Raw genomic sequence first — 12,650 nt, forward strand, 5'->3', positions numbered from 1 at the left:
TCAAATGAATAACAGGTTTGTGAAGCAGTTAATATTGGTTGTATTAATTTGTGTTTCAACTGCTGCCTCCGGGCAGCAGTTTCTTCAACCTTCTGCAGGTGCAAAACATTGGACAGACAGTATTTTCAAACGTCTTTCTAAAAAGGAAAAAATTGCACAATTGTTTGTATTGCGAGCTTCTGAACGAAAAGGTAATGAGGCAGTTTTTTATGAAGAAGACATTAACAAGTATATCCGCAAGTATAATGTAGGTTCTGTTTGCTTGTTTCAGGGAACTTCGGAGCAACAAGCTGAATTCCTGAACAGAATACAAGCAAAAGCGGCTACTCCATTGATGGTATGTGTTGATGGGGAAACCGGTGTAGGAATGCGTTTTTCGGATGTTAAACCCTTTCCAGACCAGCTTACCATTGGGGCGGTTTCAGATGCTGCCATTAGCTATAAAGTTGGTAAAGCAATCGGTGAACAGTGTAAGCGTGTAGGAATTCATGTCAATTATGCACCTGTTGTCGACATCAATAATAATCCAAAAAATCCGGTGATCAATTTCCGGTCATTTGGAGAAGATAAATATAAGGTAGCATTACTGGGCACCCAGTTAATGAAAGGGATGCAAGACGAGGGGGTAATGGCCTGTGCGAAACATTTTCCCGGACATGGTGATGTGGCGGTAGATTCACATTTTGACCTGCCTGTTATCAACAAATCAATCCAACAATTAGATTCTTTAGAACTGTATCCGTTTAAGCAACTTATTGCTCAGGGGGTAGGGAGTGTAATGGTTGCGCACCTTTTCATTCCTGCGATAGACACCACAACTAATCAGGCCACTTCATTATCAAAAAAGAATGTGACGGGCTTGTTGAGAAATGAACTTGGATTTAAAGGGTTAACTTTTACTGATGCCCTTGAAATGAAAGGTGTTGCCAAATTTTACCCTCAAGGACAAGCTTCGGTTCAGTCATTGATAGCCGGAAATGATATGTTGTGTTTGCCGGGTGATATTAAAAGAAGTATTAAAACCATTCGTAAATCAATTCGTCAGGGAAAATTAAGCTGGGTAGAGGTAAACGAAAAGGTTAACAAGGTTTTACTTGCAAAATATAATCTTGGATTAGATACACTGAAACCATTAAAAGTCGAAGGTATCTCTGCCGACTTAAACTCGCAGGTGAGTACTCTTAAAAAAGAAGTTTATTTAAATGCAATTACGTTATTAAGTCTTCAAAAGCCTTCCTTATTGCCACTTGCAAAAGACAAAAAAGTAGCATTTGTAGGAGTTGGAATCAATGCTGAAAACAACTTTGCAAAACAATTAAAGGCAGAGTACAATGCTGATTGCTTCTATTTTGATAATAAAGTAGAAGCTGATCAGGCCGCGAAAATCATTGCAAGTGTAAAAGCTGGTTATGATGTGGTAATTGTTGGTCTACATCAATATAAAAAGTATCCGGCAAATAATTTTGGAGTTAGTGCAGCCTCATTGGATCTGGTTCAACAGTTACAAAAGGAAGATAATACGATCAGTTTTGTATTCGGAAATCCTTACATGATTGCTAACATGAACGGTGCGGCAAACTTGGTAGCCTGTTACGAAGACGATAGCTTGATGCACCAGGTTGCTGTAGATTTGTTAAAAGGATCTATTGCGGCCAAAGGAAAATTGCCTGTAACGGTTTCTCCTAAATATCCTTATGGTAGCGGTATTACGGGTAACTATTATTTTCCAGTTACTACAGCTGAAGCAGCCGGTTTAAACGGAATCACTCTTCAAAAAATCGATTCAATTGCTGCTAATGCTATTCAACAAGGAGCTACTCCAGGATGTGTGGTATTGGTTGCCAGAAATGGTAAAGTAGGTTTTCTGAAAGCTTACGGGCATATGAATTATGATGGGAAAGAAAAAGTAACTACAGAAACAGTATATGATCTTGCTTCAGTAACTAAAATAACTGCTACTACAATGGCAGTTATGAAATTATATGAGGAAGGAAAATTAGATCTTGACAAACCTGTGGGTACTTATGTTCCATGGGTACGTGGTACGGATAAAGAAAACTTGAAAATCAGAGATATCTTGTTGCATCAGGCAGGACTTGTTGCATTTATCCCTTTTTATAAAGAAACAATTGATGCGAACGGTAAACCAAAACCGGGTTATTACAGTACAACACCTGACGATACTTACAGCGTGCGCGTTGCTGATAAAATGTACATGCGTAAAAGCTATATTGATACACTTTATAGCAGAATAGCCAAAAGTAAGTTAGGTCCGCATGGTAAATACATTTACAGTGATAATGATTTTATTTTCTTAGGAAAGATTGTTGAGCACGTTAGCGGTCAATCATTGAATGATTATGTACGTAATACATTCTATCTGCCGTTACACATGATGAGCACAACTTTTAAACCGCTGGAACACGGTGCAATTGAGAATATAGCACCAACAGAAAATGAAAAATATTTCCGCCTACAACAGATCCGGGGCGATGTTCACGATCCGGGTGCTGCAATGTTTGGTGGAGTAGCAGGGCATGCTGGTTTGTTTAGTAATGCATATGACCTGGCTCAGATCTACCAGTTATTATTGAATGGTGGTGAGTTAAATGGTATTCGTTTGTTTAAAAAATCTACTATCGATTACTTTACTGCTTATCATAGCGATATCAGTCGTCGGGGATTAGGTTTTGATAAACCTGAAAAAGAAAATGCAACAAGTAAGAGTCCTTATCCGTCATTAAGCGCATCGCCTTTAACCTATGGCCATACAGGTTTTACAGGTATCTGCGTATGGGTAGATCCTAAATTTGATTTAATATACATTTTCCTTTCAAATAGGGTTTGTCCGGATGGAGATAATAATAAGCTCGGAAAACTAAATGTTCGTCCGGATATTCAGGAGGTTATTTATAAGGCATTGACCAATAAGGTTGAAAATACAATTAATAAAGGAGAGAAGGTAAATCAGTAATCAATAACTGGTGTCACAATCAGTTAAATCAGCTGTTTATGGGTGTAATCACAAAAACTAGAGTAATGGAAATAACAACAGAGAAAGATTCGAACTATAATAATCTTGAAAAAATGACCATGAAAGAACTCATGGAAAACATTAACAAGGAAGATAAAACTGTTCCAAATGCTGTTGAATTAGCAATACCGCAAATAGAAAAACTGGCAACCGTCATTACAGAAAAAATGCTGAATGGTGGTCGTTTATTTTATATTGGAGCTGGTACAAGTGGTCGTTTAGGTGTTCTGGATGCATCAGAATGTCCTCCAACGTTTGGAGTACCCTTTGATTTGGTAATCGGAATTATTGCAGGAGGAGATGTGGCTATTCGGAAAGCAGTGGAATTTGCTGAAGATAATATTGAGCAAGCATGGATAGATTTGCAACAATATGACATTAATGACCAGGATGTGGTTGTTGGAATTGCTGCATCGGGTACTACACCTTATGTAATTGGTGGTTTAGAAAAAGCAAATGAAGCGGGTATTATTACCGGTTGTATCGTTTGCAATTCGGGAAGTCCGGTGGCTGCTGTAGCCCAATATCCGGTTGAAGTGGTTGTAGGTCCGGAGTTTGTTTCGGGTTCAACACGCATGAAATCAGGTACTGCCCAAAAGTTAGTACTAAACATGATCAGTACCTCTGTAATGATCAAATTAGGCAGGGTAAAAGGCAACAAAATGGTCGACATGCAGTTCACCAACCAAAAATTATATAACCGTGGTGTACTCATCATAATGAAAGAAACCGGAGTTGATAAACAAACTGCCTCTGAATTGTTGGAAAGATACGGTAGCGTTCGCCAGGCAGTAGAAGCAGCAAGTTAAGTTAGAAATTATTGATTAAGTCAGTACCAAACCATTATGTCGTCATTAGCTTTACTATCGTTTTTAATAGGCTACTTTGCCCTGTTAATAGTTATATCTTATGTAACCTCAAAAGGTTCATCAGATAATGAAACATTCTTTATTGCCAACAGAAATTCGAAGTGGTATTTTGTTGCCTTCGGAATGATAGGTACCGCATTGTCGGGTGTAACATTCATTTCCGTTCCAGGAGCCGTACAAAATAGCAGTTTTGGTTATTTTCAGTTTGTTTTAGGTAATGCGGTGGGTTTCATTCTTGTTGCAACTGTATTGCTTCCGCTTTACTATCGCCTTAATCTTATTTCAATTTATACCTACCTCGAAAAGCGATTTGGTTTTTGGAGTTATAAGTCGGGAGCAATGATTTTCCTGATTTCAAGGGTAATAGGTTCTGCATTTCGCTTGTACCTGGTGGTTATTGTACTACAAAAGTTCATTTTTGATGCATGGAATGTTCCTTTTGCCATAACCGTTATTATTTGTTTGCTCTTAATTTGGTCTTATACCTTTAAGGGAGGATTAAAAACGATTATTATTACGGATACTCTACAAACAGTTTTCATGCTATTGTCGGTAGTTTTATCCATTTACTTTATTGCAACGAGCCTCGATTTGAACATCGTTCAAACGTTCGAAACTGTCAAAAATAGTTCCTACTCAAAAATGTTCTTCTGGGAAGATTTCTTTGGAAGTAAGAACCATTTTATAAAGCAGTTTATGGGCGGTATGTTTGTTACCGTTGCAATGGTAGGTCTTGATCAGGATTTGATGCAGAAAAATTTAAGCTGTAAAAACATAGGAGAAGCACAAAAGAATATGCTCACTTTTACTAGTGTATTTGTAATCATGAATGTCTTTTTCTTAAGTGTTGGCGCATTATTGTATGCATTTGCTGGAGCTAATAATATCGATGTTAAATCTTTAGGAACACCTGATCATTTGTTCCCTGAAATCGCCCTTAATCATTTGGGTATATTTCCGGCAATCATATTTATGCTAGGATTAACAGCGGCAACATTTGCCACTACCGATTCAGCCTTAACTGCATTAACCACTTCTTTTTGTGTCGACTTCCTGAACTTTTCTAAAAAAGAAAACCAGGCAGACGCCAAACTTGTAAGAACTCGTCATGGAGTGCATATTGGTTTTTCTTTTGTGATGTTATTGGTTGTTATTGGCTTTAAAATAATTAATGATGATTCAGTAGTTAACGCTATTTTTAAAGCTGCCGGGTATACTTATGGCCCATTACTGGGATTGTTTGCTTTTGGAATGATCACTAAAATGCAGATCAAGGATAAGCTAGTTCCTTATATTTGTGTTGCATCTCCAATACTTTCATTTATAATTGATAAAAACTCATTATCATGGTTTGGATATACCATTGGATTTGAGTTAATTGTAGTTAATGCATTGATTACTTATCTGTTGTTGTTGATCTCTGCTAAACTTGTTAACCAACAAGATCATCAGACTGCTGCTGTTGCGAGCGAAAAGGTTGAAGTACAATAATCGGTGTTGCCTATCGCGATAGCTTTCGTGATTGAAATTAATCGATGTAATCAAAAAAGAAATTATGGATGTTGGAAAGCTTTTAGAAACTATTCTTCCACCTAAAAGAATAAAAAGCAGACTTATTGATCTGGTTGCTTACGCATCAGATGCGGGATTTTATCATTTACAACCAAAGGCGGTTGTGCTACCTGTTTCGGAGCAGGAGATACAGCAGTTGTTTGAGTTTTCTCATCGCAACAATATCCCCTTAACTTTTCGTACGGGAGGAACAAGTTTATCCGGACAAGCAATTACGGATGGTATTCTGGTAGATCTTAGTCAATACTGGGATCAGATAAAGATAGAGCAAGAGGGAGAAACCGTACGCGTTCAACCCGGTATTACTGGAGCGATCGTAAATGCGCACTTGAAAAAATATAAGAAGAAAATAGGACCCGACCCATCAAGTATAAATTCGGCAATGATGGGAGGGATCCTCTCTAATAATTCAAGTGGAATGTGTTGCGGAGTTATAAACAACTCTTACCACACCACAAAATACATCCGTTTTATTTTACCTAACGGAAAGACATTTTCAACTGAACACAAAGAAGATTATATAAGGTTTAAAGAAGAATGCGTTGATATTCATCAGAAACTGGCAGAGCTTCGTAACCGAATTATAAGTGATCCTCAGTTAACAGGACGCATCCGTAGTAAATATAAAACCAAGAATACAGTTGGTTATTCAGTAAACTCGTTTATCGATTATGAAGAACCTCTTGATATCCTTGCCCATTTGCTAATCGGAGCAGAAGGAACGCTTTGCTTTATAGCCGAAGCAATCATGAATACCATTCCTGATTATCCTTCAAAAGCAACGGCACTTATTTACTTCCCTGATATTTATAGCGCATGTAAAGCTATTGTTCCGTTAACAGTTTCGGGTGCAGAAGCAGTTGAGTTAATGGACAGAGCATCTCTGCGTTCTATTGAGCATATTAAAGGAGTTCCGGATCTACTAAAATCCTTACCTGAACCTGCAGCAGCATTGCTGGTAGAGTATCAGGGTAATACACAGGATGAGTTACAGCTTAAAATAGATAAATTCTTATCGCTATCGGCCGACCTTGTGCTGGTAAATCAACCTCACTTTACAACTGATCCGGCAGAGCAGGATTTCTTATGGAAACTTAGGAAAGGCATGTTCCCTGCAGTAGGTGCTGTGCGTGCAAGCGGTACAACGGTAATATTAGAAGATATTGCCTTTCCGGTAGATAAGCTGGGTGATGCGATTTTGGATCTGCAACAGTTATTCGCAAAATACAACTACACCAATGCTATCATCTTTGGTCATGCTAAAGACGGTAATATTCACTTTGTTGTAACACAAGCTTTCGATTCTCCCTCGGAAATTGAACGTTATGATCGTTTCTTAAATGAGGTGGTTACCTTGGTAGTTGATCGCTATGACGGAACGCTTAAGGCTGAGCATGGTACCGGTCGAAATATGGCTCCGTTTATTGAAACCGAATGGGGAGGAGATTTGTACCGTATCATGAAAGAACTGAAAGAGGTGATTGATCCTCGTCAGTTACTGAATCCTGGTGTAATTATTAATACCGACAAAAAAGCTCACATCAGAAATCTTAAGGATCTACCACAGGTAGAAGAAGAAGTTGATAAGTGTATTGAATGTGGTTATTGTGAGCATAAATGCCCGAGTCGTAATTTAACGCTTACACCTCGCCAGCGTATTGTTGTAAGAAGGAAATTGCAAGAGTTTAAAAAAGCAGGTGAGGGTAAAGCATATAAACAGTTATTGAAGCAATATCAGTATGATGGCATGGATACCTGTGCCGTTGATGGATTATGCGCAACTGCTTGTCCGGTAGATATTAATACGGGTATGCTGATCAAACGCCTTCGTCGCGAAAGTCATAGTGATACGGCTAACAGCATTGCTTTATTTACAGCACGAAACTTTAAAACCGTAAGCTCGGTTGTTAAAGTTGCATTAGAGGCGGGTAACGGGGTTAATCGTTTATTAGGACCTTCCACTCTTATCAATTTAACAAGAGGTGTTAAAAAGGTTATTCCGGCCATGCCGTTATGGTCGAACCAGATGCATACGGCGCACGAGGTTTCTTATAAATCACCTTTTGCTAATAAGACGGAAGCTCAGAAGGTTGTTTATTTCCCTACTTGTATTTCACGGGTAATGGGCGGTTCTGCCGATAATAAAAAGAGTATCGTCGAAACCTTTATCAGTGTTTCGGAGAAATCAGGGATTAATTTCTTTATTCCTGAAAAGCTTCAGAACTCTTGCTGCGGACAAATCTATTCTTCAAAAGGCTACGCTAAGGCATATGAGTATACATCCAACGAGATCATTGACTCAATCTGGAAATGGACCGATGGAGGTAAATGGCCGGTAGTATTGGATATTACTTCATGTACGCATACACTGCAAGGATGCAGGGCCGTACTTACTGAAGAGAACAAGCGTCGTTTTGATGCACTGACCATTATCGACAGTGTTGACTACATCGCTGATTACTTATTACCTAAAGCAACCATTTTGCAAAAGAAAAGCAAGATCGTTTTACATCCGGTTTGTTCATTGCAGAAAATGGGGATTGAAAGTAAGTTCAGAAAGATTGCCAACCAATTAGCTAACGAGGTTACAGTTCCAATGCAAGCAGGCTGTTGTGGCATGGCTGGCGACAGAGGGTTCTTGTTTCCAGAGTTAACACAGTCGGCAACCCACTTTGAGGCACTGGAAGTTAGAAGTTGCGAATATGAGGGTTATTATTCAAGCGGTAAAACATGTGAGATGGCCATGTCTGACGCTGTAGGCAAAAATTATGAATCAATCGTGTATTTGCTAGACGAATGCATTTAAAAATACTATACAATTAAATCAAACCAAGGGCCTCCCCGACTTTTTTATGAGGAAGGGGCTCCCTTTTAATGTAGACTACTTCGCCATAGCTATTGTTTTCAGCTCTTTAGGTATCTTTTCGATTGCATATCTTAAAGCAGTGCGTGGCATTGTGGTCTTTTTGCTTATAACATATTTAAACACTTCTTTTTCATGTGCCTGGCTGGCCGCTTTCAGCATCCACCCATAACCTTTTTGTACAAGGTCATCTTTGTCGTGTAACAACGTATCGGCAATTGAGAATATTTCATTTAGAAATAACCCTTTGCGGGCAGGAATAATGAGTGATACTGCTGCGGCACGTTTCATCCACCTGTTATCAGATACTGCCCAGCTTTTTAATTTATTGACAGATTCGGGGTACTGTTCAATAAAAGATCCAACGGTGTGATTGCAAAAGGTATCACACGAAGCCCAGTTACTAACATAAGAGTTGATCCATCTTTCAAATGTTAGCAGATCATCCGGTTCAAATTCTTTCTTTAGCTTATAAGACCATTCACATGCAATGAATGATTCTTCCATATATCCTGATTGCCATAAGGCTTCGCATAAAGTAAAAATCTCCGCTTTGGATTTCGCCTTCAGATAGCTGAAGAACTCTTTAGCTATTTTTTGTACCACAGGCACTTTTACACCATAGCTGTTTATTTTCTCTTTAAAGAAACGCTGACTGTTCTTTTGGGTGTTTTCATCAACACCATCTTTCAGTGCTTGGCGGATGTTTGAGATAAGATCTTCCATTGGTAAAATAACTTTGTCAGGAATGAAAATCCATTTCAAACAAAGCTAATTATTAAAAGTATTTGAGGGATGATTGAAATCAGTAGATAGGATGTTCTGGTTGGGGTGCTACAATGAAAGATGTACAACACACCCCTAGCCCCTCTCAAGAGGGGAATCTCTACTGATATTTAACACACTCGATAGGCATTCCCCTCTTGAGAGGGGTTAGGGGTGTGTTACTTGTTATATAATCTCAAAAAGAGATGGTAATATTACCATACTCCTGCACTAAATAGTTTCTACATAAGCAGAATAACCACTTAATGCACCGTGAGTAGGATCAAGATCGGTTATCAGGTAATGCACAGAGTTTAAGTCGCAAACTTTTAAGTTCTGTGTTGATTCTAATTTCTCAGCAATACTAACAATAACAGTTTTACGAGCCGATTTGATCATCGCTTTTTTAACCTGAACAGCTTCCCAGTCAGAATCAGTTACTCCGTTTTCAAGCGAAAGGCCGTTTGTACCTAAAAAACATAAATCTACACGTATTTCTGAAAGTTGATTGATTACTTGTGAACCGATACTAATATGAGCCGCAGGTGATAACTGACCACCAATTAAAATAACATCACTGTTTGACGTTTCAACCAGCTCAAGAGCAACTAGCGGACTAATCGTAAAGAAGGTACACTTTAAGTTTTTAGGCATTGCTCTCGCAATTTCTATCATGGTTGTTCCTCCACCTGCAAGTACCACCATGCCATCTTTAATAAGATTCACTGCTTTTTTAGCAATGATCTTTTTAGAGTCCTGAGCATACGTGTCATTATTAGCGAACGGGAAGTGGAATGACTTGGAAAGTGCGCCACCATAAACTTTGATGATCTGTCCGTTTTCGGCCAGCTCATTCAAATCTCTTCTTACGGTATCTTCAGAAACGTTTAATTGTCTGCTGAGATCAGCCGAGAGTACTTTGTTGTGCAGGTTAATTTGCTTTATGATAAAGGTCTGACGTTCTTCTTTGAGCATTTTATTGGTTATTCAGGTCTACGTTATTGTTAAACTTTTCTGTAAAATCTCTCAAATTTAATGGAAAACCTGAGATAATAAAGTTTGAAGAAAAATAATTCACTCAAGTTTTTAACTGACCACAATCATTTGACCCCTGACCGCCATCATTGAGCAGGTACAATATCGCCCGTACTTTTGCTGCTGTAATAATCAATTTATTAGATAGTTAAATAAATGACATTATGAAACAGGAGTTTAGAACAGAGCATGATTTTCTTGGAGAAAGAACTATTGCCAACCATTTATACTATGGAATCCAAACTTTACGGGCCATTGAGAACTTTAAGCTAACCGGGTTACCGATATCAAAGGAACCGGTTTTTATTAAATCGATGGCAATGGTTAAAAAAGCTGCGGCAATGGCCAATCTTGAATTGGGAGTATTAACACCAGAAGTAGCAAGTGCTATTGTTGCTGCATGTAACCGGTTAATTAAAGGTGAATTTGCAGACCAGTTTCCCTCTGATATGATTCAGGGTGGAGCAGGCACATCAGTTAATATGAATGCAAATGAGGTTATTGCTAATATTGGTTTGGAGTACATGGGCCATAAAAAAGGCGAGTATGAGTTTTTACATCCTAATAATCATGTAAACTGCTCTCAAAGTACCAATGACGCCTACCCAACAGCCTTTCGTATTGCTTTATATTTCAAAGTAAACGAACTATTGGAAGCCCTTGATCTACTGCAGAATTCTTTTGCAGAAAAAGGAGTTGAATTTGAGCGAGTGTTGAAAATGGGGAGAACTCAATTACAAGATGCCGTACCAATGAGTTTAGGTGCTGAGTTCAAGGCGTTTTCGGTAACCCTTAAAGAAGATATAAAACGTATTCGCGAAGTACAGGTACTATTGTTAGAAGTAAATATGGGGGCCACCGCCATTGGTACCGCTATTAATGCCCCGGCTAATTATCCAAAAGTAGTTACCGATTACCTTGGTAAAATCACACACCTGCCTATAACTCTTGCTGAAGATCTTATTGAAGCCACTTCCGATACCGGAGCATTTGTATTTCTTTCGGGAGTCCTTAAGCGTACTGCTGTTAAAATTTCTAAAATCTGTAACGACTTAAGGTTACTCTCATCTGGTCCGAGAGTTGGCTTGAATGAGATTAATTTGCCACAATTGCAACCAGGTTCATCTATAATGCCTGGAAAAGTAAATCCTGTAATTCCGGAAATGGTGAATCAAACAGCCTATTATGTAATTGGTGCCGATTTAACCATAACAATGGCTGCAGAAGCCGGTCAGTTGCAATTAAATGTGATGGAACCTGTAATAGCCTTCAGCTTGTTTAATATGTTGAGTTACCTTGCCAATGCATTTGTTTCCCTTAAAGAAAAATGTGTGGATGGTATCACTGCAAACGAGAAGGAGTGTTATGATATGGTGATGAATAGTGTAGGCATTGTAACCTCCCTGAATCCATTGTTAGGTTATGAAGAATGCTCGGCTATTGCAAAAGAAGCACTGAAATCAGGCAAATCTGTTCATCAGATTGTAGTTGATGAGAAAGGGTTACTATCTCAGGACAAATGGGACGAGATTTATTCGTTTGAGAATATGATCCATCCGCAATTTATCGCTAATTAACCCCGAGCATCGGTGTCGCCGGATTACCGCGGCACCGGTAACTACTCTTAGGTCAAAATTATTCACAATGAAAAAGCAATATTTAATCATAACATTAACCACCTTAATGGTGTGGCTGCTGGCATCATGTTCGGCACCTAAAAAATTAAAACTTTCGGAAGCAAGAAATGCCGAATTACAAAATACGCTATCACAAACACAAGATCAGCTGAGAGATTGTCAAAATAAATCAGCTTTGTATCAGTCTAATATCAAATCGTTAAATGATCAGTTAAACAACCAAAAGACGAGTAACTATCAAATGCTTAATCAGTTGAGAGACCTTTCGGTTATTTCTAACGCTCAGGCAGAGAGTATTAAAAAATCCTTGGATAACATTGGAGCGAAAGATGCCTATATCAATGATCTTCGATCAGCCTCGGCTCGAAAAGATTCCCTCAATATGGCACTGGTAATGAACCTAAAGGGTGTTATTGGTAACATGAATGATAAAGATATTGATATAAAGGTCGATAAAGGGGTAGTTTACATTGATATATCTGATAAACTATTGTTTAAAACCGGTAGCTACGAAGTAACTAACCAAGCGCGTGAAGTACTAGGTAAGGTGGCTAAAGTATTATTAAATCAACCTCATATAGAGTTTATGGTTGAAGGTCATACTGATGCAGTGCCTTACCATAGAGGTGTACTTTTGGATAACTGGGACTTAAGTGTAAAAAGAGCCACCTCAGTCGTGAGAACCTTACATAATGAATATGGAATTCCTGCAGCACGTATGACTGCAGCAGGCAGAAGTGAATACATTCCGGTAACAACTAATGCCACAGATGAAGGCAGACGCTTAAACCGCAGAACGAGGATTGTAATTCTTCCTGAATTGGATCAGTTTTTCAAATTATTGGAAAAACCAGCCATTTAAACTTTTTTCATTC

General features: G+C 38.5%; 8 protein-coding genes. 6 read left to right on the top strand and 2 right to left on the bottom strand.

What is annotated here, in order from left to right; translation table 11 throughout:
• Positions 1-4 precede the first annotated feature (4 nt).
• The 4 genes from SOLCA_RS05130 (at position 5) to SOLCA_RS05145 (ending at position 8,281) form a co-directional block, all read left to right on the top strand.
• Entirely contained in the window at positions 5-2,974 is a 2,970-nt protein-coding gene (locus SOLCA_RS05130) for a glycoside hydrolase family 3 N-terminal domain-containing protein (protein ID WP_014679384.1), read from the top strand.
• 65 nt (positions 2,975-3,039) lie between these two features.
• Complete coding sequence (gene murQ, locus SOLCA_RS05135) at positions 3,040-3,843, top strand: N-acetylmuramic acid 6-phosphate etherase (RefSeq protein WP_042479342.1); 804 nt, start codon at positions 3,040-3,042, stop codon at positions 3,841-3,843.
• A gap of 36 nt (positions 3,844-3,879) precedes the next feature.
• A complete protein-coding gene (locus tag SOLCA_RS05140) occupies positions 3,880-5,394 on the top strand; it encodes a sodium:solute symporter (RefSeq protein ID WP_014679386.1) in 1,515 nt (504 codons plus the stop codon).
• A 31-nt stretch (positions 5,395-5,425) separates the two neighbouring features.
• On the top strand, positions 5,426-8,281 hold the full coding sequence (locus SOLCA_RS05145) for an FAD-binding and (Fe-S)-binding domain-containing protein (RefSeq protein WP_245536751.1): 2,856 nt from the start codon (positions 5,426-5,428) through the stop codon (positions 8,279-8,281).
• A 75-nt stretch (positions 8,282-8,356) separates the two neighbouring features.
• On the opposite strand, the gene SOLCA_RS05150 is transcribed toward SOLCA_RS05145, so the two are convergent.
• On the bottom strand, positions 8,357-9,103 hold the full coding sequence (locus SOLCA_RS05150; protein WP_217166172.1) for a DNA alkylation repair protein: 747 nt from the start codon (positions 9,101-9,103) through the stop codon (positions 8,357-8,359).
• A 231-nt stretch (positions 9,104-9,334) separates the two neighbouring features.
• On the bottom strand, positions 9,335-10,078 hold the full coding sequence (locus tag SOLCA_RS05155; protein ID WP_014679389.1) for a DeoR/GlpR family DNA-binding transcription regulator: 744 nt from the start codon (positions 10,076-10,078) through the stop codon (positions 9,335-9,337).
• A 224-nt stretch (positions 10,079-10,302) separates the two neighbouring features.
• Here SOLCA_RS05155 and aspA point away from each other — a divergent pair, with 224 nt between their 5' ends.
• Together aspA and SOLCA_RS05165 are read left to right on the top strand one after the other, a co-directional pair.
• Positions 10,303-11,715: an aspartate ammonia-lyase gene (aspA, locus tag SOLCA_RS05160; RefSeq protein ID WP_014679390.1), complete on the top strand. Its 1,413-nt coding sequence runs from the start codon at positions 10,303-10,305 to the stop codon at positions 11,713-11,715.
• Positions 11,716-11,782: 67 nt separating this feature from the next.
• Entirely contained in the window at positions 11,783-12,637 is an 855-nt protein-coding gene (locus SOLCA_RS05165; RefSeq protein ID WP_042479345.1) for an OmpA family protein, read from the top strand.
• Positions 12,638-12,650: the final 13 nt, after the last annotated feature.

It is taken from the genome of Solitalea canadensis DSM 3403 (assembly GCF_000242635.2).
In the GTDB taxonomy this organism is placed as follows: domain Bacteria; phylum Bacteroidota; class Bacteroidia; order Sphingobacteriales; family Sphingobacteriaceae; genus Solitalea; species Solitalea canadensis.